The following is a 21341-nucleotide window of genomic DNA, read 5'->3' as shown; positions in this document are numbered from 1 at the left end:
GGCTAGGTCGCGTCTTGGGCGCGGTACTCTTCCAGCGTTTCATCGGGCGAGGGGCGATCGATGTCGTCCACTGTCATCCCGGCGGGCAGGTCCGCGGGCGGGTAGGACTGGTGGCAGGCGGTGCACACATTGTAGAGTGTGCCACCCACTTCGAACACCGCCTCGGGGCTCTTGTCGAGAGCGGCCTGTTCGGCCTGGCGCGAGACCGCCTGCAGCCCTTGCGCAAAGTCCATCCAGTCATCACCGCGGCCATCGGCATAGGCGGGAGTGGCGAGCACTTCGCCATATTCGCGCATCTTTACTGCCGCATCGGCCACCTGTTGCCATTCCTCGTCGGTCTGGGGCTCGAATTCGCGGAACACCGGCTCCCCATCGACCAGTTCGCTGACTGCCCCCACGGCGTTCCAATAGACCTCTGCCGTGGACTGCACCTCGTTGGCCATGAACTGCTGGGCGGTACCATAGGGCAGGTCCACCGGCTCTTCCCCGCAGGACGCCAGGCCCACGCCCGCCAGGGCCAGCGGAGCCAAACGCGCCAGGTGTCGATAATGCCTTGCCATGATTCGGTGCCTCTTCCCGTCTGTTTGCTCTTTGTCCTCCTGCGGGAAGGCCGATGCAACCGAAAAAATCTTGCCGAGGTTGACAAAGTCCGAAAAAATCGGCTTTGGAAGCGCCGCATAAATGTGCGGTAAACATTGACTCGGCTAGACCGGTTGTTGACTGGAGCCCGGAATTGCAGAAGCGAATTCGGACCCCGCAGATGGATCACGAAAGGTAGAGTATCGACATGGCTGGAATCAAGGGCATCACCGGCAAGTGGAAGAACGCAGGGCTCGCTGCCCTTGGCGCGGCGGTACTGGCCGTTCCGCTGGCGGGGGCTGTTGCCACGCCGGTCGATCCGACCCAGGCTGCCCCGGCAGCCGATGAAGCAGCAGCGGCGCTGAGTGCTGAACAGCTGGCCGAAGGCCGCACGCTGTTCCAGAACTGGTCCTGCGGTGCCTGCCACGCGCTGAGCGATGCCAACGGCTTCGGCCAGATCGGCCCGGCGCTCGATGGCAATGCGGCAATGGACCACGCCTTTGTCGTCTCGCGCATCGCCAACGGCCAGGGTGCCATGCCCGGCTTCGGCGGCCAGATGACCGACGAAGAGATCGACCTGGTCTCGGCCTATATCATGCAGGTGAAGAAGTAAGGCTTGACCGCCTTCCACCAGACACAAAAAAGGGGGCTTCGCGGCCCCCTTTTTCTTGCCGCAAGTCCGGCTTTGCGGGGCGGATCAGTTCTCGCCGCGGGCGGTGCGGCTGTTCGGGCCGACCTGGGCGAAATAGTTGGTCACGCCATCGGGATCGCTGAACCACACGGTGACCAAGTCGAACCCGGCCATCTTGTTGAGCGGGGTCTGCACTTCCACATCGCGGTGCGCGCCCATGGCCGCGACATAGGGCGCGTCGCTGACCACGTACTGGATGCCCGCGCTGCCGTTATCGACCGGCAGGTTATCGCCCATCTTGTAGAGCATCACCGTGGTTTCGCCGTGGCGATAGGGATGGAACGTTGCGCCCATCAGCGGTGCCTCCATTGCGGGAAGCTCCTCCAGGCCCACGAACTCGCGATAGAACCTGCGGCTTTCCTCCAGGTCGGATACATGGATGCCCACGCCCACGCCATCGTCCGAATTGTCCGCCGCACCGGGGCGGGTCACGATCACCACGTCGAACCCGCCAGGATCGCGCACCAGCGCCTGGCTCGAGCCATCGCCGCGCGCGACGAATTCGGGCGCGGGGAACCCGGCATCGGTGAAGCGCTGCGTCACCACGGCGGGATCGGGATAGGTGAACATGAAGAACCGGATACCGGTGCCCCCGGCATAGCCGCCGTCGAGGTTGTAGGTGCGATTGCCCAGTTGTCCGGCCGAGAGCTTGACCTGCCCGCTACCCACACCGGTCAGGATCATCTGCTGGGTGCTGGTCAGCTGGATCGGGTTGAGCGAGCGCAGGCCCAATGCGTTGACGTAGAAGTTGACCATCTGCTCGGTCGCTTCACGCGGGAAGCGGCGGAACACGTTCATCGAATCCTGGATGAACAGGTGCCCGGCGCTGCCGTTAAGCTGTGCATCGGTCAGCTCGCCCGGAGCATAGGCCAGGTCCGCGCCGCTTTGCATCACGGCGCCTTCGGGCGTGGTGATCGTATCCTGCGCCGTGGCCGGTGCGGCCAGGGCGAGCATCGCGGTCGTGAGTGCGAAAGTAATCTTGCGGTTCATAGTCTTCTCTCCCTTGGTGCGCCCTATTGCGGCAGGGCCCACACGATCAGGCTTTCCTGGTTGGCCGGGGCGCCGCTCTCGTTTCGCGGCGATCCCATGGCCGTATTTCCCGTGGCAAGGGCGGCAATATACTGCCGACCGTCCGCCCCGCGATAGGTCATCGGAATAGTGTTGGTGGTATAGTCGAGTTGGTCTTCCCACACCACTTCGCCGTTGTCGGCATCGAAGGCGCGGAAGATCCCGTCGCTGGTCGCGCCGATGAAGACCAGGCCACCTGCCGTGACCATCGACCCGCCGGCCGAATTGTTGGCCCCTGTATCGCGCTTGCCCTCTTCCAGCTGTGGCGAAGTGCCGAGCCTGGTCGCCCAGGCAATCTCGCCGGTACTGGCATCGACTGCGATCATCCGGCCCCACGGCGGACGGATGCAGGGCAGGGTTACGCGGCGGCCATCGTCGCCGGTGAAGCTGGCCAGAAAGCCGGAATAGGCCCCGGGGCCGGTCAGGCTGCCGCGGTCATAGGGCTGGACCGAGCCATCGGTCCCGCTGCCATAGTTGCCATCGGGATCGCGCTCCTCGATCCAGCCGATCGAGCCCCCTTCGGTGATGTTGATATAGACCATTCCGGTGGTGGGATCGGCCGAGCTGCCGCCCCACACAGACCCGCCGTTGTGCGGCATATTGATCGATGCGCGCGGCGGGTCGCCTTCCTTGTGCAGGAAGAACGGGGTAAACGGCCCGGCATTGAAGAACAGGCCGCCATAGCTATCCAGCAGCGCGTGGCAGGCGGCGACGTGGGCAGCGTTGGTATCGTCCTCGGTGACCACGTCATCGGGCGTCCAGGTCATCCGGTTGAGCGGCTCGGGCTTGACCGGGAACGGCTGGGTGGGGCTGTACCATTCGCCCGGTACGTCGCCGCGCGCCACCAGCATCTCGTTCACCCCGTGGATCGGCTCCCCGGTCTGGCGGTTGAGGATGTACATCAGTCCGTTCTTGCCGGTCAGCGACAGGGCCGGAACTGTCGCACCGTCCTGCGTCACGTCAACCAGCACCGGCGGGGCGGGCAGGTCCCAGTCCCACAACTCGTGATGGATCGCCTGGAAATGCCAGCGGTATTCGCCGGTCTCGATATCGACCGCGACCAGCGAGTTGGCATAGAGGTTGTCGCCCGCCCGGTCACCGCCCCAATAGTTCGGGCCGGGGCTGCCCAGCGTCATGTAGAGCATGCCGGTTTCGACATCGGCGGTGGTGTACCAGATCCACATGTTTGCACCCGGGCGGCCCTGCCAGCCGTCTTCCGGCCAGGTTTCGTTACCCGGTTCGCCCGCATGGGGAATGGTGTTGAAGCGCCACTTGAACGCCCCGGTGCGCGCATCGAAGGCGCGGCTGTCACCATCGCCCTCTGGCCCGGCCACCGAGACTTCTGGCGTCCATGCACCGATCACCAGAGTGTCGCGGAAAATGCTGGGGGGATAAGGATAGCTTGCCCCGTCCCACGTCAGCACGCCATTGTCGGCAAAGGAACGGTCGATTGCGCCCGTGCGTGAATCGAGTGCCACGATGCTGTTGCCGGGGTTGTAGAACAGGCGCGGACCAAGCTCGCCATCACCCGGCCACCATGCGACGTGGCGCCGCGCCGTGCCTTGCGCGATCTGGTGGCGCCAGATTTCGCGGCCGCTGTCGGCTTCCAGCGCCACGACCGAATTGCCCAACGGCAGATACATCACGCCTTCGATCACGACCGGCACCGTACCTGCAAGGATCGCAGCGCCGCCTTCCGGCCTTAACTGCATGGTCCATGCCCGTTCGAGCTGGCCCACGGTGTCGCGATTGATATCGGTCATCGGCGAATAGCGCTGGCCCGCGTGGTCGCGCGCATAGAGCGGCCAGTCGCCCTCGGCCACGCCCTGTGCCATCAGCGGCCCGATCGATGCTGTGGCCAACAAGGCGGCACAAAGCGCCAGTCCGGTGATTTTGCGCATTTTCCTGTCGTCTCCCCGAGAGAATCGCAGCTGTTGCCGCGCGATTCATTTGTATCTTAATCGTTCTGTTGGAAAACTATTTCAACCCCTGATCGGCAAGCCAGCAGGCAATTACCGCCGCAACATCGTCGCTGTTGGCTTCCAGTTGCATGGCATGGCCATTGCCGCGCGCTCCGTGTTCCTCCAGCCGCACATGATCGACGCTGGCCCCTGCCTGCCGCAGGAAATGGACAATCGCATGGTTGTCTGCTGCCATCCAGCTTGCTTCGGCGGTCAGAACCATAACCGGCTTGTCTGCCAGCGCGGGCAGGCGGCGGGCGGGCTCGGCCTGTACCTTGTAGGGCACGAGACCGGGGCCGGGCGAGGGCAGGTCCATGCTCGCCAGTTTCTCCCCCGCTTGCAGCAGCGGATCGAACGTGAGCGGGGCGTGGGTGATGCCAAAGGGCAGGGTGCCGCTGATTGCCTCGAACGGCGGACCGAGCGGTTCTGCCGCGACGATGGCGCGGACAAGGTCGGGCCGCGCATCGGCAATCAGCCAACCGCAGGGCCCGCCCGCTGAATGGGTCAGCAGGATCGCCGGGCCGATGCGGTCGAGCATTTCAGCCCCGGCGGCTTGCGCATCGGCTTGCCACTGCGCGGGATCGGCCAGCGTCGGCCCCGTTCCGGCGAGGAAGGCGAGGAACGCCGGATCGTCCATCCTGCCCGTGCCCGGCCACTGGCTGTGCAGGCTGGCCTGCGGATAGTTGTCGGCAAAGTCGCCCGGCCGGGTGAACAGCCGTTCGAGGAACATGGTTGGCCCCGGCCTCGCCATCGCGCCCTGGAATTCGGGGTTGAACGGACTGCGGCCATGTTGCGGGCGGTCCACCACATAGACCGGCCAGCCCGCCCGCACGAACCAGTGGACCCACCCTTCGCGGCCATCGGGCGTGCCGAGGAAATCGGTTCCCTGGCCGCCGCCGCCGTGGATCATCACGATGGGCAATTCGTGCTGCAGGACCAGCGGGATCCAGTACTCGACATACTGCTGCCCGCGCATGGCCTTGCCGGCTTGCGGATGATCGACAAGTTCGCCGCCGGTCCAGAAAAAGCCCTGCGCCGCCAGTTCCAGCGGCCGTGCGCGCCCCGCTGCGTGGAGGTCCGCCGGGCGGTATGACTTGCTCCCGGTAGCGCTCAATGAATCTGGCCCTTGCGGTTCCTGATGTCGATGGCGACGCGGTCGCTCGGGTCGGCGTGAGCCCAGCGCGAATTGGGCCGCAGAACGTCACCGATCACCTTATAGGCAAACAGCATCAGCAACGCGCCGCTTTCGGGATTGTCCTCCAGCGCTTTCAGGAAGCCGAGGTCCTTCTGGCGCTGTTCTGGGTCGGCCTCCTGCAGCATCCGCTTGTTCTCGGTCGCCGCCGGGGTGACGACTTCCCAGAATATCCGCCGCCGCTCGTCGCTGAAGCGGTCAAGGATGCTAGCGTCTTCCTCGCCCTTCAGCACCGCGCCCAGCACATCGGCCAGGACGATCCCGGTCCAAAGGCCGCTGGTGAGGCCCAGGCCGCCGCAGGGGTTGGTCGCATGGGCTGCATCGCCTGCCAGCAGCACGCGCCCCTTGCGCAGGGTCTCGCCCGCCCGCTGGTGAAGCATGTAGGGGCTGGCCGAGACCACCTCGTAATCGGTGCGGCCCTGCATGAACCATTCGTAGCGCTGCGGAATACGCTCGGCGAAAGTCTCCTCGGGCAGGGAGGAATCCTCCATATAGGTGCAGCGCCACAGACCGGCCGTATCAAGCTGGGCAATCACAGCCATATTAACCGGATCGCAGACAAAATTGGCCTGTTCATAGCCCAGTTCGCCGAAGGGGAACTTCACGTTGGTGGCAACGAAGCGTTCGGGCCAGGTGTGGCCTTCGAATTCGATCCCAGCCAGCTTGCGCACCATCGACCGTGCGCCGTCACAGCCGATCATCCATTTGGCGCTGTAGGTCACTTCGCCATCGGGGCCACTCGCCATGGCGAGCATGTGATCGTCATATTCCTCGAAGCCGTGCAATTCGCAGCCGAACTGCACGTCCACGCCGAGGCGCTGCGCATGTTCCATCGCCACCCGCGCCACATCGTGCTGCCCGACATGGAGCTGGTAATCGTAGGCAATACCCTCGACCGGCTCGGTCACCACGACCGAGTGGTAATCGAACTCCGGCACATGGGTGCCGAAGGCGCGGTTGCGGAAGCCGATCCGGTCGAGCTCGTCCAGGATGCCCAGTTCCTCCAACACCAGTAGGGTGGAGGGGAAATAGACTGCGGCGCGCGGGGAATTGATGATCTGCCCCTCGCGCTCGATCACCCGCACGCTGGCACCGGCTTGCGCCAGGGCCAGGGCGGTGATCATGCCGACGGGGCCTGCGCCGACGATGAGGACGTCTGTGGGCCGGAACTCGGTAATGTCGCTCATTGCTGCTCCGCTGCTTGCCGCCGTGCGGCTTCGGTCAGGACATAGGCGCGGATCGCTTCGGATTGTTCCGCATCGATCCACGGCGCGAAAGCGATCATGCCGCGTTGTGCCAGAATGCCGTCCATCACTACCGCGTTCCATGCCGCCGCATCGGTGGCGACAGGGCTGCGCATCAGGTCCGGGTTGACCGGGCCGTTGTGGCAGATGGTGCAGAAGGCGAAATACTGTCCCTGGCCCATGGCGACCTGCGCGGCGGTGAAGCTTTCCTGGCTGGCGGCATAGGGCCGGGGCTCGACCGGCGGCAGGGGCGCAAGCTCGCCAGTTCCGCCGATGCGGAACACCAGCAGCATGCCATTGGGCGGCGGGCGGCGCATCCAGTCGGTCTGGCTGGCCATGCCCATCGATCCGCCATAGCCCGCCAGCACGGCGACATATTGCACGCCGTCGGCCCGGAACGAGATCGGCCCGGCCATGATCCCGCGTTCCTGCTTGAACGACCACAGCTCCGCGCCACTGGTCGCGTCATAGGCGTTGAACCGGCCATCGGGCAGGCCCTGGAATACCAGGCCCCCGCCGGTGGCCAGGGTGCCGCCGTTCCACGGCCAGTCACGGTCGATCCCCCAGACCTCGCGCTGAGCCACGGGATCCCAGGCCACCAGCCGCCCCTTGGTCCGCGCGGTCATATAGGCGCGGCGCGCTTCGGGCGTGGCGCCGGGCACCAGTCCTTCTGGCGGGGCAAGGAACGATACCCCGGTGTTCCAGCGGCCGATGTGGCGTTCGAAGTCGCTGTCATCGGCATAGGCGCTGGGCACCTGCATGGTGGGGATATAGACGAGGCCCGTCTGCGGCGAGAAGCTCATCGGCTGCCAGGCGTGGGCGCCAAGCCCGCTGGGTGTGATCAGGAACGGGGCATCGGCGAAGCGCGCGCCGGGCCGTTCCACCGGGCGGCCGGTTTCAAGATCGATCCGTTCGGCCCAGGTCTGCTCGGTATAGGGTTCGGCGCTGACCAGCGTGCCGTCCGCCCGGTCGATCACATAGAAGAACCCGTTCTTGGGCGCCTGCAGGATCACCTTGCGCATCTCGCCGTCGATTTCGAGGTCGGCCAGCGTCATCTGCTGGGTGGCGGTATAGTCCCATGTCTCGCCGGGGTTCTGCTGGTAATGCCACTTGTAGGCCCCGGTATCGGGATCGAGCGCGAGGATTGAGGTGAGGAACAGGTTGTCGCCTTGCCCGTCGCTGCGCACGCGGTGGTTCCACGGGCTGCCGTTGCCGACGCCCACCAGCAACTGGTCGAACTCGGAATCGTAAACCACCGAATCCCACACCGTGCCGCCGCCGCCAAGTTCCCACCAGTCACCGCTCCAGGTGTCGGTTGCGAAGCGTTCAAAGACCTCGTCGCTCGCCGCGCCATCGGGCCCGTCCGCCGGGTTGCCGGGCACGGTGTAGAACCGCCAGACCATGTCGCCACTGTCGGCATCGTAGGCTGAGACATAGCCGCGCACGCCCATTTCCGCGCCCGAATTGCCGACGATCACCTTGCCGCGTACCACGCGCGGGGCCATGGTCACGGTATAGGGCTGGGACTGGTCCACCGTGACCACGTCCCACAGCTCCTCGCCCGTCGCTGCGTCCAATGCGACCAGCCGCCCGTCGATCGTGCCGACAAAGACCTTGCCTTCCCATACCGCCACGCCGCGGTTGACCACGTCGCAGCAGGCGTGGGCGCCCTTGGCTCCGTCCACTTGCGGGTCATAGCGCCACAGCACATCGCCCGTGGCGGCGTTGACCGCCATGACCTTGGACCAGGCGGTGGAAAGGTACATCGTGCCATCGACCACGATGGGGGTCGCTTCCTGCCCCCGGTTGGTATCGAATTCGACCGCGTAGGCGAGCGACAGCTCGCCGATATTACCGGTGTTGATGTCGGCCAGCGGGCTGAAGCGCTGCTCGGCATAGGTGCGCCCGTGGGCGAGCCAGTTGTCGGAATCGTCCTCTGCCGCCAGCAGCCGCGCTTCGTCCACCGCGCCATATTCGGAGCCCTGCGAGCAGGCGGCGAAAGATAAGGTCGCTGCCACTGCCAGCAATGTCGGAAGCAATCTCATTCCCGCGTCCCCTCCCTAGGAATCGTGCGTGCGTCTTATGGCGTCATCGTCACGGACGTTAGGATGCCTGTCAGCGGTTGGCGAGTCCCTCTGGCAGGGATGTGGGGCGCTGGTCGGCGCCGATGTCGAACACGAAATCGGCGCGGCGGGGCAAGTCTTCCAGCATGTGCAGCGTCAGGCGTTCGTAATGCTGGCAGAAGCGGGCGATGGCGGCTTCGTCCATCAGGCCGGGCGCGGCGGGATCGGCGGCGCGCAGCTTGGTTTCCTGCAAGGATCGGTTGGCGAGGACTGCATCGAACCCATCGACCTTAAGCATCACCAGCATGTCGAGCTGGTCGAACAACACCCGATAATCGCCGCGCAGCCACAGGTTGACGACGCTGCGCCAGACACCGTCCGGATCATCGTCGCGCTCAAGTTCGTTCACCGGATCGAGCAGTTCCTCGTCGGCCTGCGGGTGGCAGCCGACACACCAGCCTTCGAACAAGAGCACGTCTACCGGCCCTTCGATCCGCTCGCCTTCGGGCTTGCGGTCATCGGTGCCCTTGTCGAACCGTGGCAGGTCGAAGCTGCGACGGGCGCGGACATGTTCGATGATCGCCATGCCCAGGCCCGGCGCATGGGTACCAGGCACGCCGCGCGTGGCGAACAGCGGATGGACCTCGCTCGCCACGGCCTGCCGCTCGGCGCGGGTGAGGTAGAGGTCATCGATCGACAGGGTTACGGCGCGCAACTGGCGGCTTGCCAACAGCACTTCGAGGAAAGCGCAAATTGTCGATTTTCCAGACCCTTGCGCGCCATTGATGCCGGCAATAAGAGGTTCACGGCTGGTTGTGCGGCGCGCAATCGCCGTGGCGAGCGGCTGCCAGTATTGCTCCACCACCTCGCGGTAGGAGGCTGGCAGGCCGTGGGCGGCGATCAGGTCATCAATGGTCATGTAACGGGGTTGGGCAACTCGGCCCCTTTCGCAAACTCTTCCACATTGGCCATGGCGCACATGCCCATGGCTATGCGCGTTTCTGAATTGGCGCTGCCAAGGTGCGGTAACAAAACGACATTTTCGATATCGAGCAACTCTGCCGGTACTTGTGGTTCTGCCGGATAGACATCCAGCCCCGCGCCCGCCAGGTGGCCTGACCTGAGCGCTGCCGCCAGCGCTGCATGATCCACCACACCGCCGCGCGCCGTGTTGATGAGGTAGGAGCCGGGCTTCATCGCTGCGATGGCGGCAGCATCGATCATGCTGGCCGTTTCCGCGCCGCCGGGAACATGGAGAGAAACAAAGTCAGCTTTGCCCAGCAAGTTTATCAGATCAGGCGTAAACTCTGCCTGTAACTCCTGCGCGACCGCCTCGTCGGCTGGCCGCCGCGCGTAATAGGCAACCTTCATCCCGAAGCCGTGGTGCGCCCGCCGCGCCGTGGCCTGGGCAATCCGCCCGAAGCCGACACAGCCGAGCACCTTGCCTTTAAGCGCGCTGCCGACAAGGTGCGTCGGCCGCCACCCGCTCCACTGCCCGGCGCGCAGTTCCCTTTCGCCTTCGCCCGCCCGCCGCGCCGCCATCAGCAGCAGCGTCATGGCGATGTCGGCCGTGGCATCGGTCAGCACGCCGGGGGTGTTGGTAACGGCAATGCCCTTGGCCTTCGCGGCGGCGAGATCGATATGGTCGAACCCCACGCCATAATTGGCGATCAGCTTCACGCGGTCGCCGCCTCCGATCACATCGGCGTCGATCCGGTCAGACACCGTGGGGCACAACACGTCGAACTCGCCCATGGCGGCGGCGAGGTCCGCCTGGGAGAGCGGCTTGTCGCCCTCGTTCAGCACTACGTCGAACTGCGCCGCCATGGCTCGCTCGACCTCGACCGGCCAGCGGCGGGTTATCAAAATGCGCAATGCGTCAATCCTTGGTGGTGATGTGTTCGGTTTCGGCGCGGGTGGAGGCTGGGCCGGTATTGCGCTTGTAGATCCCGCCGCGCCAGCTTTCGCGCATATAGGGTTCCGGCCCGCCTTCAGGCACGTGGAGGCCATAGAGGTTCATCAGGCCGGGATGGCGGCCCAGACCGCCGTAAAGATCACGGCACCGCTCGATCCAGTCGCGCAGCGGATCGTCCTCGGCCAGTGCGGGAACCTTGCCGACAGAGGCGAGGAACAGGATCGGCCCGAGGATGCGGTAATCGGCATAGTTGGGCTCGCTCCCGCCCAGCCACTGGTGCTCGCGTAGCGCCATGCGCAAGGGCTCGATCGCGGCGGATATCTGCGGCAGGCGCTCCTCGCGCCCCGCCTGCATGTCCTCCAGCTTCATACCGAGCATCTTCTCGCGGCTGGTGGTGACATATTCCTTGTCATGCTCGAAGCACAGGTCGCGGTAATCGGCGCAGAAACAGCGCATCCACGGCCCCACGGCGGTGGGCCACCACCAGGCATCCAGCGCCTTGGTCAGCGCGGCCACGCTTTCGTGCGGGATGAGCATGGGGCGGTCAGGGTAGGTGGCGTCGAGATATTCAACGATGCCCCAGCTATCGAGCACCCATTTCCCATCGTCCACGATGGCCGGCAGCCGCTCGGTCATGCCGCCGGTGCGTTCCATGATACCGGTAAAACCGCCCGGCACGGTGTCGATGGTGAAGCCCTTGTGGGCCAGCGCATACTTGGTGGCCCAGACGAAGGGGCTGGTGGTGGCGCCGTGCGCCATGGTCAGGTCATAGAAGGTGATGGTGTTGTTGGCGGCCATGTCGGGAAAATTCCTCTCTAGCGGTCTTGCTATTGGTTGATGCCGCAAAAGGAAAGTGGGAGACATTGCGCCATGTCAGATATTGCTCCTGAAGTCGCAACCGTCAGCCTCGCCAAACCGCTGCGGGACCTGGCGGACGAACTGGGCCGCTCGTTCGAGGACTACGGCTTTGCCGTGGTGGAGAACCACGGGATCGACCAGGGACTGATCGACCGGGCCGAGCAGATGATGCGGCAATTCTTTGCCCTGCCGGATGATGTGAAGCGGCAGTACCACCGCACCGGGCAGGCAGGCGCGCGCGGCTATACGCCGTTCGGGGTGGAGCAGGCCAAGGGCGCTGCCGTGCAGGATCTGAAGGAATTCTGGCACGTGGGGCGCGATCTTCCCGCAGGCCACCGCTATGGCGCCCAGATGCGGCCCAATGTGTGGCCGGACGAGCCTTCCGATTTTCGCCCCGTCATGCAGGACCTGTTCCTCGCCTTCGACTGGACGGGGCGGCGCATTCTGTCGGCAATTGCGCTTTATCTGGGCGAGGAGGAGGACTTCTTCGAGGATGCGGTGCGCGATGGTAACTCAGTCCTGCGGCTGCTGCACTATCCGCCGGTGAAGGGTGGTCCGGCAGGGGCTATCCGCGCTGCCGCGCACGAAGATATCAACGCCATAACCCTGCTGCTGGGGGCCGAGGAGGCAGGGCTCGAACTGCTGGCGCGCGATGGCCGCTGGCTGCCGGTCAGCCCGCCGCCAGGCGCGCTGGCGGTGAACATTGGCGACATGCTGCAACGCTATACCGCCGGACGCCTGCGCTCCACCACGCATCGCGTGGTCAATCCGGCGGGCGAGGCGGTTGGCCGGGCGCGCTATTCGATGCCCTATTTCCTCCACTTCCGGCCCGATTTCCTAATCGATCCGTTGTTTGAAGGCGGCGAGGAGCCGATCACCGCGCAGGATTACCTGATGGAGCGGCTGCGCGAGATCAGGCTGGCCTAGCCCTGCGTTAGCTTGGGGCCAGCTTGGCCTCTTCCAGCTTGACCAGGTGCCACAAAGTCCGCGTGACCGGCGCGGCCACGCCCTTGTCCTCTGCCGCCTCGACAATCGCGCCGTTGATCGCATCCACCTCGGTGCGCCGACCGGCTTTCACGTCCTGCAGCATCGAGGCTTCGTGGTCGGCATGGTCGGTCATCGAAGTTTCGGTGAGGGCGTGGATCGGCGCGGAGTCGATCATCGCGCCATTGGCGTGGGCTGCCGCAACGCCTTCTTCCACCACGGCGCGGATCGTGGCGCGTGCTTCGGCGCTGGCGCCGAGGAAGCCCGGCGTGCGGCGGGTGAGGGCGCACAGCGGGTTCATCGCGGCGTTGAAGATGACCTTGGACCAGATGGCGTTGTGGATTTCGGGATCGAGCTGGGCGGGCAGGCCGCCTGCGGTCAGCGCCTCTGCCAGGGCCTGCGCCATGGCCGGATCGCCACCGAACGCCGGATAGAGCCGCGAATAGCCCTCGCCATGACTGCGCACCTTGCCGGGGCCGACAAGGTCGCTCGGCAACATGGATGCACCCACCATCACCCGGTCGTCCGACACGAAGCCTGCCAGCCGCCGGTCATTGCCGAGGCCGTTCTGCAAGCTGAGCAGGTGGGTGGCGGGTCCGATGGCATGGGCCAGACCTTCCAGCGCGCCCTGGGTGTGGAAGGTCTTGGTGAACACCACCACCAGGTCAAACGGGCCTGCGGCATCGGCAGGCAGGCGGGCGGGGATGGGCAGGTGCTCCACCCCGGCGCGGGTGTCGAGTTCGAGGCCGTGGGCATTGATCGCGTCAAGATGGGCGGCGTTCACGTCCACCAGCGTCACATCGTGGCCCGCCCGGTGGAAGGCTGCACCAAACAGGCAGCCCATTGCGCCTGAACCGAGGATGGCGACTTTCATGCAGATTCTCCCAACAGGTTGGCCCCCAGCAGCAGCAGGAGCTTGACGTCGATCGCCAGCCCGGCCTTGCGGAATTGCGCGATCCGCTGAGGCAGGTCGGCCAGCGCCACGCGGTGGACGGTGATATCCTCGCCCTCGATCCCTCCGCCAGAGCCCACGCGGGTAAGGTCGCTTGCCAGCAGCAGGGTGAAACTTTCGGAGGTCATGCCGGGGCTGGAGAAGTATTCGCCTGCATCGCGCCAGGTCGCCGCGGCATAGCCGGTTTCCTCGACCAATTCGCGTTTGGCAGCGGCCAGCGGGTCTTCACCTTCCGACCCCGCATCGTCACCGATCAGGCCTGCGGGCAGTTCGAGGCAGCGCCGCCCCAGCGGCACGCGAAACTGTTCGACGAGGATCACATGGCCTGCGTCAATCGGCACGATCACCGCCGCGCGGATGCCACGCGCGCGGGAAACATATTCCCACTTGCCGCGGCTGCGGGCTTCGATCCACTTGCCGGACCACAGGACTACTTCGGGCTCGGCTGGTTCGCTGGTCATCGGACCCGCCTAACGAAGGCCCGGAGTTCGATCAATCAGAGTTCGATCAACCTGTCGGGCAGTTCGTTGACATCTTCGGCGCCGCGCGGGAAATGTTCGGCCAGTACAACGCCCACATCGCGCACGCCCGCTGCGATGCCTTCGGCGGTGCAGCCCTTGCGGATTTCCACGAGCATGTCGGCCATGGCGAGGCCCCAGACTTCCGCCGGAACCTTCGCCGCGATGGCGTTGTCGGCGACGATTTCCGCGCGGTGTTCGGCCATGGAAAGGTAGATCAGCACGCCGGTGCGGCCATGGGTGCGCTTTTCCGCACCCACCTTGAAATGGCGGATCGCGGCGCTGCGTACCCGCGCGCACTTGATCGGGCCAGGGATGAGGAACATCCGCAGCGGCTGCCACAGCTGGACCAGCAGCACACCGACGAATTTGACCAGGCCGAAGCCGAGCATCAGTGTCAGCACCTGGCCCATGGTCCATTCGCTTGCCCAGCCGCCATGGAACAACCCGTCCCACAGGCCGAGGAAGAAGGCCGGAAACACGGCGAAGATCGACATGGCGGTAAAGGCCACGGCAATGGCCCAGACCAGCGCCACATCGGTATAGCCGTCACTACTGCGGGCCAGCACGGTTACGATCTCGCCGCTGGTGGAAAGCTCCGCCGCGCCGACGGCATCGGACACGATTGTGTGCTGGTCGTTATCGAGCATCGCCATCCTACCAGCCCCCCGAAGCGCCGCCGCCCCCGAAGGAGCCGCCACCGCCACCAAAACCGCCGCCGCCGCCGAAGCCACCGCCTCCGCCAAAGCCGCCTCCGCCGCCCCAGCCGCCACGGTCATGTCCGCCCATCAGCGCCTTGCCCGCTTCCCACAGGATGATGTTGCCGACTGCGCTACCAACGCCGCCGTCGCGATAGCGCCTGCTCCCTCCGTCGCGCATCATCGGCAGGATGAAGAAGAAGAACATGATGCCCAGCCAAATAAGCGCGCCAATCGGCACGCCGCCTTCGCTCTGCCGGCCCTGGCTCTGCTGCGCGATGGCCGCCGCTTCCTCGGGTGGCAGGGTCAACTGGGTCAGGATGCGATCCGCGCCGAGCGCAATGCCGCCCGAATAATCACCTTGGCGGAAGTAGGGCTTCATTTCCTCGATATAGTCGAAGGCCAGGCCATCGGGTATGATCGCCTCCAGCCCGTAACCGGTCTCGATCCGCATAGCCCGCTCGTTCGGCGCCACGATCAGCAGGATGCCGTCATTGCGCTCCGCATCGCCCAGGCCCCACTCGCGCCCAAGCTGGTAGCCATAGTCGGCGATATTGTAGCCCTGCAGCGAATCCAGCGTGACAATCACGAACTGCCGCTGGTTCGCTTCCTCGAAGGCATCGAGCCGCGCGGTGAGGTCTGCCTCGGTAGCCGGGTCGATGATATTGGCCAGGTCGAGCACGGGTGCCGTGCCGCGATCAGGGAAGGCGGACTGGGCGTGGGCGGTGGCGGTGAAGGCAAGCGCCCACGCCGCCAGTAATCCTGCCAAAAGAGTACGAAAGGTCACGATCCGGGTCTCGCGATGCGCCGCCGTCACTCGCCGCTGCGCATGTCGAGGGTGGGAGCCACTTCTGCACCCTGGGTTACGGCTTCATAGGGCACCATCGGTTCGGCGCCGTGGATGATATTGGCGCCGATGGTATCGGGGAAGGTGCGGATCGTGGTGTTATACTGGCGCACGGCCTCGTTGTAGTCGCGGATGGCCACGCGGATGCGGTTCTCGCTGCCTTCCAGCTGGGTCATGAAGCGGCCGAAATTGTCCTGGCTGCGCAGTTCGGGATACTGTTCCACCGTCACCATCAGCCGCGCCAGCGCACCACCCAGTTCGCCCTGCGCCTGCTGGAAGGCGGCCATGCGGGCGGGATCGTCGAGGTCTTCGGTCGAAAGCTGGATTTCGGGGCGGGTGGCAGAGGCGCGCGCCTGGATCACCCCTTCCAGCGTCTCGCGCTCCTGCTCGGCAGAAGACATGGTGATTTCCTGCAGGTTGGGGATCAGGTTGGCCCGTTCCTGGAACGCGGCCTGCACGTCGGCCCACTTGGCCTTGGCGTTTTCCTCTGCCGCGGGCACCGAATTGATGCCGCAGGCGGTGAGGGCGAGGCTGGCGAAGGCTACGGTCGCAAAGCGGGCCAATTGCGGGAAATTCTGGCGCGAAAACATCTTGGATATTCCTCCCAAACAAGTCGGTCACCCGCAGGTGTATTGCGCATATAGCACGGTGGGGCGGGGTTTCAAGGATTGCCCCGGCATAACTGGCGACACTTGCCGTTTGTGCCGCCCGGTGGCAGGAAACCGTGGTTAATCAATGGAGGGGACGCATAATGTTGAGCGAGTTCAAGGCATTCATCGCCAAGGGTAACGTGCTGGATCTGGCCGTGGCCGTCATCATCGGGGCCGCATTCGGCACCATCGTCAGTTCGCTGACCGACGATATCATCATGCCGCTGGTTGGCAGCCTGGTGGGCGATGTCGATTTCTCGAACCTCTATGTCGTCCTCAGCGGCGCCGTGCCCGAAGGCACCTCGCTCGCCGCTGCGCGCGAGGCGGGGGCCAATGTGCTCGCCTGGGGCAACTTCATCTCGGTGGCTATCAATTTCCTGATCCTCGCCTTCGTGATCTTCCTGCTGGTGCGCCAGGCGAACAAGCTGATGGCCAAGAAGGAAGTCGAGGAGGCCGCAGCACCGACCGGTCCGACCGAGATCGAACTGCTGACCGAAATCAGGGATGCGCTGAAGAAGTAGGGGAATTCCTCCCCTCCTCTTAAGAGGAGGGGATCGAGGGGTGGTGGCGGTGCACCGCACGGTGCGATTCTACGCCACCACCCCCAACCCCCTCCTCTAAAGAAGAGGGGGCTACCGTTGCCGCTCACTTCACATTCAGCAATTGCACGCTATATCAATCGTGCCGGCTTCGGTCGGATATGGCGATAAATGGCATTGTGTAATAGACGCAGCGGACCCGGGGGCAGTACCCGGCGGCTCCACCACCTTCCCCGGGAAACCGGGGGAAATGACGGGGCCGAACTAGGATCGACGTGTGTTGAAAGACAATGTTTTTGCCCAGGCTGAGTAACCTGTTTCAAGGCTCACAACACACAAGTGCCAACGATAACGAAGCACTCGCAATCGCTGCGTAACCTGACGGCCTAACGGCCTGATCTTACAAAGCTAAAGCGCGGTTGGACCGACCGGGCAACAGAACGGATTCCAGCGGTTTGGGGGGCACCGGGCAACAGAAGCCTCCCACCTATCTATCCAGACATTGGCGGTGCGATTTGCGGCTTTCCTACAGGACGCCGGATGGTTGATGGCCGAGCTTCCCACGTGCTTGCTCTTTGCCATTGTCGACCCCTGTGCAAACAGATGCTTCCCGCCGGGGTGTCACTTTGACACCTTGCGATCAACCTACTGATTTTCGTCGCTAAATGCCCGAGAAAGAAAGTGACACGGTGTCACTTCTGTCACCTTTGACCATCAGGTGCCTGCTATTCGGAGGTATTCACCGCTTCCCGCTCGACCCGTTCAAACTTCAGGCAGTCGAGGATCTTGGCGCCGGCCAGGAACACCGCGCCGGTGCAGGCGAGGAACAGGAGCCAGCCGCCGGTGCCGGGATAGGTTTCAAGGTAGGTCGCGCCGCGCGACGTTGCACCCAATGCCAGCGCATAGATGATCAGGAAGGCTTCGACCCGCGTCTTGATTGTGAACAGCCTTGAAATCTTGCGCAGCATTGCTCCCCTTTCTTGTTAGGAATTACAGGTGCAAAGCCCGTGCCATTGGCCGGTTCCCGCCATTGTCGAAGGTTAACGCAAGGCAGTCTGTAAGGCAATCCGACAGGTGAGGGCAATCAGGCCAGTTCGCCGAGGCCAAGCAGGTCGAGCAGGGCGGTCCGCGCACTATGGATCGAGGCGGCCAGGCTGGCGCTGCCCACATCCGCCGGATCGATCTGTTCGGGCCACATTTGCGCGATAAGGGCCTCCATCGCATCGGCCCGCGCCTCGTCCAGCAGGAAGCGCGGATCGACCGTGGTGGGGTCTGCCACCACGCGCAGGCGCAGGCAGGCGGGGCCGCCGCCATTGGCCATCGACTGGCGCACGTCCACCACCTTCACCTGCCGGATCGGGCCATTGCCTGCCAGCATGGCCTGCAGCCAGGTCCAGACCGGCGCGCTTTCCTTGCATTCACCGGGCACAACCAGCGTCATTTCTCCCGAGGGCGGGGTGACGAGCTGGGCGTTGAACAGGTAGCTGCGCACTGCCTCGTTCAGGCTCACCGCGCTGGCTGGAACCTCCACCACCTGAGCGCCGGGACATTTGGCGGCAATCGCCGCGTAGGTGCCCGCCGGATCGGCAAAGGCGCACTCGTGGGTGAACAGCACGTGCTCGTTCGCCACGGCCACCACATCGTTATGAAACGCGCCTGCCGCGATGGCCTCGGGGGCTTGTTCCACGAATAGCATGCGGGCCGGATCAAGGCCGTGCCGCCGCGCGACAATGCGGCTCGCCTGTTCGTGCTGGCGGGCGGGGAAGGGGCCTCCGCTGCGGCCATAGACGAACACTTCCAGCCCCGGCTGGCCATGCGAGGGGGCGAGGCGCATGTGGTTGGCCGCGCCCTCGTCGCCAAAGCACATCGGTACGGGATGATGGACACCGAAATGGCGGGAATCGGCAAAGGCCAGCCGCAGCTGCCGGTGGGTATCGGGCCACTCATGGCTGCGGTGCGGCATGGTGACAAGGTTGGCCACGGTCAGGTGGCAGCGGCCATCCTGCGTGTCAGGGGCGGGAGATACCGTGGCGGCATTGGCGGTCCACATCGAACTGGCCGACCACGCGCCCGCCACCAGCGCCCGGTCGGTCGTGGCATCGGCGGCCACCTCGTCCAGCCAGCCGGCGTTGGGGCGGGGCAGCGGCAGGAGATAGCCCTGCGCCAGTCCCAGCGTCATGTTGCCGCGCATCTTTGCGAGGCCCTGCAGGGCGGCAGCGCGGGGATAGGACGTGCCGCCTGCGTTCTTCGTGGCGGCCAGGTTGCCAAGGCTCAGGCCGGCATAGTTGTGGCTCGGCCCGACAATACCGTCGAAATTGATTTCCTGCAGCATTACCGCCCGATGCTCCACACCACGTCGCCATCGCCCACCTGCAGCACGTCGGCGGCGCGGCTGTCGATGGCGATGCCGCCGTCCCGCATCTCGCGCGCGCCATAACAGCAGCGGAAATTGCCCAGCCGCCCGGTGGCGAGCAACGCCTTCTCCCCCTTGGCGAGGTCGGTGCCAGTGACCGGCAGGTGCACTGCGTCGCGGATCGAATGGACGCGGTCCGTCCGGGCCAGCATGGTGGGGCCGCCGTCGAAAATATCGACATAGCCTTCGAAGGCGAAGCCCTCGTTCTCCAGCATGCGCATGGCGGCGCGGCCATTGGGGTGGGGCAGGCCGATCACCTGGCGCGCGTCGTCGCTCAACATGGCGATATAGACCGGGTGCTTGGGCATGAGGTCGGCGATGAACTGGTTGCCATGGACGCCGTTGAACTGGTCCGCGGTCTGGAAATTCATGCCGAAGAACCGCCCTCCGATGGCATCCCAGAACGGCGATCCGCCGCGTTCGTCGATAATCCCGCGCAGCTCGGCCAGTATCCGGTCGCCGAACCGCTCGCGATGGGCGGCGATATAGAGGTAGCGGCTGCGGGCCAGCAACATGCCGAGCCCGCCCGCTCGCTGGCCGGGATGGAGGAACAGCCCGCCCACTTCGCTGCACCCGCCAAGATCGTTGGTCAGGGTCAGCATTTCGGCGGTGACGGTGCGTTCCAGTTCCTCGGAATGCTGGGTCAGCGTGGTGATGCGATAGGAATAGAACGGCCAGTGCTGGCCGACCCGGGTGAACAACTGGCTGGTGCCGCGCACTTCGCCCGTTTCGGTGTTTTCCAGCACCATGACGAACAGCTCGTCGATCAGCGGCAGGTCCGCGCCATCGCGGGCGAAGGCCGTGGCGGCGCGTTCAAGCTTGGCGGCGAGCGACTTGCGATCGGGCGGCAGGTTGGTGAATCCCCCGCCGGTCAGTTTGGCCATCTCGTATAGAGGCTGAAGGTCCTCCGGTGTTGCCGCGCGGATCACGAATGTCATAGGTCGGCCCCCCTTGCCAGGCGGCTCAAGACCAATGCGCTCAGCGCCGCCCGCTCTGCCAGCGAAGGCACGATCATGAACTCGTTGGGCGAATGGATCGAGCCCCCGCGCACGCCCATCGTATCGACCACGGGAATGCCGCAGGCCGCGATGTTGTTGCCATCGCAGACGCCGCCCGATGGCTGCCAGCCGATCGTCTGCCCCAGCGCCGCGCCGCTGTCGCGCACAAGGTCGAACAGCTTTTGCGCGCGGGCATCGACCGGCTTGGGCGGGCGGGTCACGCCGCCGTGGCTGTGGATGGAAACCTCGTGCAACTTCTCCAGAAGTTGCAGCAAATCGTGGAAATCGGATGCAAAGTCATCTGCCGCCTGCGCAGTGCAGGGACGGATGTTGAAGCGCAGCACGGCAAGGTCGGGCACTACGTTGTTGGCCGATCCGCCATCGATCTTCGCGGGATTTATCGGCAGGTCATCGTGGCTCATGAGCTTGAGGCGGACCGCGCAATCGGCGGCGGCTACCAGGGCGTTGCGCCCGTCCTGCGGGTTGCGCCCGGCATGGGCCGAGCGGCCGCGGAAAATGACGGCATAGTTTCCGCTGCCGCCGCGAGCATGGGCCAGCGTGCCATCGGGCAGGGCCGAAGGTTCGTAGGTCAGCGCAGCGAACTTGCCTTGCGCCAGCTCCGCGATCAGCGCGGCGGAAGACAGCGAGCCGGTCTCCTCGTCAGAATTAACCATCACGTCATAGCCAAGGCTGGCGGCAGCGGGCGAGGTTTCCAAGGCCTTCAAGGCTTCCAGCATGACCGACAAGCCGCCCTTCATGTCCGCCGTACCGGGACCGTTGATTGTGTCATCATCGAGCCAGGCGATCGACTGGAACGGATCGTCCACCGGGAAAACCGTGTCCATGTGCCCGGTCAGCAGCACACGCCGGGGCGCTTCGGGCCTCACGCGCAGGACCAGGTGGCGACCATGCTGCTGCGCGTGTTCGTTGCCCGCGGCATCGACCGTGACCACCGGCGCAGGCTCCACCAGCGACAGCTCGCCCGGAAGCACGGCAAATGCCTCGGCCAGCGCCCCCGCCACCGCGTCCAGTCCCGCCAGGTTGCCGGTGCCGCTGTTGATCGCCGCCCAATGCAGCGTGCGGTCGAGCATGGCGGACTGATCGACGGCGCGGACCAGTTGTTGCTCAAAAGGCGACAGTTGTTTCATCCGCAACCGGGTTTAGGGACTTG

The 21341-nt window shown here is 65.0% G+C and carries 21 protein-coding genes and 1 other RNA gene; 4 read left to right on the top strand and 18 right to left on the bottom strand.

The annotated features are described in order from the left end of the window. Nucleotides 1–2: 2 nt before the first annotated feature. On the bottom strand, nucleotides 3–560 hold the full coding sequence (locus M3P36_RS06795; protein WP_249702496.1) for a hypothetical protein: 558 nt from the start codon (nucleotides 558–560) through the stop codon (nucleotides 3–5). A gap of 227 nt (nucleotides 561–787) precedes the next feature. On the opposite strand from M3P36_RS06795, the gene M3P36_RS06790 reads away from it, so the two are divergent. Next, nucleotides 788–1192: a c-type cytochrome gene (locus M3P36_RS06790; protein ID WP_249702495.1), complete on the top strand. Its 405-nt coding sequence runs from the start codon at nucleotides 788–790 to the stop codon at nucleotides 1190–1192. An 84-nt stretch (nucleotides 1193–1276) separates the two neighbouring features. On the opposite strand, the gene M3P36_RS06785 is transcribed toward M3P36_RS06790, so the two are convergent. From M3P36_RS06785 to M3P36_RS06750, 8 genes are all read right to left on the bottom strand, one after another. After that, entirely contained in the window at nucleotides 1277–2260 is a 984-nt protein-coding gene (locus M3P36_RS06785; protein WP_249702494.1) for a VOC family protein, read from the bottom strand. A 23-nt stretch (nucleotides 2261–2283) separates the two neighbouring features. After that, nucleotides 2284–4239: an outer membrane protein assembly factor BamB family protein gene (locus M3P36_RS06780; RefSeq protein ID WP_249702493.1), complete on the bottom strand. Its 1956-nt coding sequence runs from the start codon at nucleotides 4237–4239 to the stop codon at nucleotides 2284–2286. A 76-nt stretch (nucleotides 4240–4315) separates the two neighbouring features. Beyond that, nucleotides 4316–5413: an alpha/beta hydrolase gene (locus tag M3P36_RS06775; RefSeq protein ID WP_249702492.1), complete on the bottom strand. Its 1098-nt coding sequence runs from the start codon at nucleotides 5411–5413 to the stop codon at nucleotides 4316–4318. Next, on the bottom strand, nucleotides 5410–6678 hold the full coding sequence (locus tag M3P36_RS06770; protein ID WP_249702491.1) for an FAD-dependent oxidoreductase: 1269 nt from the start codon (nucleotides 6676–6678) through the stop codon (nucleotides 5410–5412). Before M3P36_RS06770 ends, M3P36_RS06775 begins: the two co-directional genes overlap by 4 nt. Then, nucleotides 6675–8780: a PQQ-dependent dehydrogenase, methanol/ethanol family gene (locus M3P36_RS06765; protein WP_249702490.1), complete on the bottom strand. Its 2106-nt coding sequence runs from the start codon at nucleotides 8778–8780 to the stop codon at nucleotides 6675–6677. The genes M3P36_RS06770 and M3P36_RS06765 overlap by 4 nt, the downstream gene beginning before the upstream one ends. Before the next feature lie 70 nt (nucleotides 8781–8850). Continuing rightward, nucleotides 8851–9717 (bottom strand): kinase, encoded by an 867-nt coding sequence (locus M3P36_RS06760; protein ID WP_249702489.1) that lies wholly within the window; start codon nucleotides 9715–9717, stop codon nucleotides 8851–8853. After that, nucleotides 9714–10682, bottom strand: coding sequence for a 2-hydroxyacid dehydrogenase (locus M3P36_RS06755; RefSeq protein WP_349630549.1), 969 nt, complete (start codon nucleotides 10680–10682; stop codon nucleotides 9714–9716). The genes M3P36_RS06760 and M3P36_RS06755 overlap by 4 nt, the downstream gene beginning before the upstream one ends. After that, nucleotides 10678–11511, bottom strand: a complete 834-nt coding sequence (locus M3P36_RS06750) for a beta-etherase (RefSeq protein ID WP_249702488.1) — start codon at nucleotides 11509–11511, stop codon at nucleotides 10678–10680. Before M3P36_RS06750 ends, M3P36_RS06755 begins: the two co-directional genes overlap by 5 nt. Before the next feature lie 72 nt (nucleotides 11512–11583). On the opposite strand from M3P36_RS06750, the gene M3P36_RS06745 reads away from it, so the two are divergent. Beyond that, complete coding sequence (locus M3P36_RS06745; protein WP_249702487.1) at nucleotides 11584–12498, top strand: isopenicillin N synthase family dioxygenase; 915 nt, start codon at nucleotides 11584–11586, stop codon at nucleotides 12496–12498. 7 nt (nucleotides 12499–12505) lie between these two features. On the opposite strand, the gene M3P36_RS06740 is transcribed toward M3P36_RS06745, so the two are convergent. Genes M3P36_RS06740 through M3P36_RS06720 form a run of 5 tightly spaced genes read right to left on the bottom strand, consistent with a single transcriptional unit; the run spans nucleotide 12506 to nucleotide 16160 of the window. Next, nucleotides 12506–13429: a ketopantoate reductase family protein gene (locus M3P36_RS06740; RefSeq protein ID WP_249702486.1), complete on the bottom strand. Its 924-nt coding sequence runs from the start codon at nucleotides 13427–13429 to the stop codon at nucleotides 12506–12508. After that, nucleotides 13426–13968: an NUDIX hydrolase gene (locus M3P36_RS06735; RefSeq protein ID WP_249702485.1), complete on the bottom strand. Its 543-nt coding sequence runs from the start codon at nucleotides 13966–13968 to the stop codon at nucleotides 13426–13428. The genes M3P36_RS06740 and M3P36_RS06735 overlap by 4 nt, the downstream gene beginning before the upstream one ends. 35 nt (nucleotides 13969–14003) lie before the next feature. Further along, complete coding sequence (locus M3P36_RS06730) at nucleotides 14004–14681, bottom strand: TPM domain-containing protein (RefSeq protein ID WP_249702484.1); 678 nt, start codon at nucleotides 14679–14681, stop codon at nucleotides 14004–14006. Nucleotide 14682: 1 nt separating this feature from the next. Further along, complete coding sequence (locus tag M3P36_RS06725; protein WP_349630548.1) at nucleotides 14683–15510, bottom strand: TPM domain-containing protein; 828 nt, start codon at nucleotides 15508–15510, stop codon at nucleotides 14683–14685. Nucleotides 15511–15536: 26 nt separating this feature from the next. Next, nucleotides 15537–16160, bottom strand: a complete 624-nt coding sequence (locus M3P36_RS06720) for a LemA family protein (protein WP_249702483.1) — start codon at nucleotides 16158–16160, stop codon at nucleotides 15537–15539. A 161-nt stretch (nucleotides 16161–16321) separates the two neighbouring features. Here M3P36_RS06720 and mscL point away from each other — a divergent pair, with 161 nt between their 5' ends. Continuing rightward, nucleotides 16322–16741 (top strand): large conductance mechanosensitive channel protein MscL, encoded by a 420-nt coding sequence (gene mscL, locus M3P36_RS06715; protein WP_249702482.1) that lies wholly within the window; start codon nucleotides 16322–16324, stop codon nucleotides 16739–16741. Nucleotides 16742–16865: 124 nt separating this feature from the next. Next, nucleotides 16866–17209: a transfer-messenger RNA gene (gene ssrA, locus M3P36_RS06710) on the top strand. A 275-nt stretch (nucleotides 17210–17484) separates the two neighbouring features. On the opposite strand, the gene M3P36_RS06705 is transcribed toward ssrA, so the two are convergent. From M3P36_RS06705 to M3P36_RS06690, 4 genes are all read right to left on the bottom strand, one after another. After that, on the bottom strand, nucleotides 17485–17727 hold the full coding sequence (locus tag M3P36_RS06705) for a hypothetical protein (protein ID WP_249702481.1): 243 nt from the start codon (nucleotides 17725–17727) through the stop codon (nucleotides 17485–17487). Nucleotides 17728–17843: 116 nt separating this feature from the next. After that, on the bottom strand, nucleotides 17844–19091 hold the full coding sequence (locus M3P36_RS06700) for an N-succinylarginine dihydrolase (RefSeq protein ID WP_249702480.1): 1248 nt from the start codon (nucleotides 19089–19091) through the stop codon (nucleotides 17844–17846). Further along, nucleotides 19091–20110: an arginine N-succinyltransferase gene (locus tag M3P36_RS06695; RefSeq protein WP_249702479.1), complete on the bottom strand. Its 1020-nt coding sequence runs from the start codon at nucleotides 20108–20110 to the stop codon at nucleotides 19091–19093. The genes M3P36_RS06700 and M3P36_RS06695 overlap by 1 nt, the downstream gene beginning before the upstream one ends. Beyond that, the gene (locus tag M3P36_RS06690; protein WP_249702478.1) at nucleotides 20107–21318 is read right to left on the bottom strand and encodes a hydrolase; all 1212 of its coding nucleotides are present in this window, start codon (nucleotides 21316–21318) and stop codon (nucleotides 20107–20109) included. The genes M3P36_RS06695 and M3P36_RS06690 overlap by 4 nt, the downstream gene beginning before the upstream one ends. Nucleotides 21319–21341 lie beyond the last annotated feature (23 nt).

Source organism: Altererythrobacter sp. KTW20L (assembly GCF_023501975.1).
GTDB lineage: Bacteria > Pseudomonadota > Alphaproteobacteria > Sphingomonadales > Sphingomonadaceae > Alteraurantiacibacter.
Note: the sequence above shows the minus strand (reverse complement) of the source record. Positions and strands in the feature narration are given on the sequence as shown.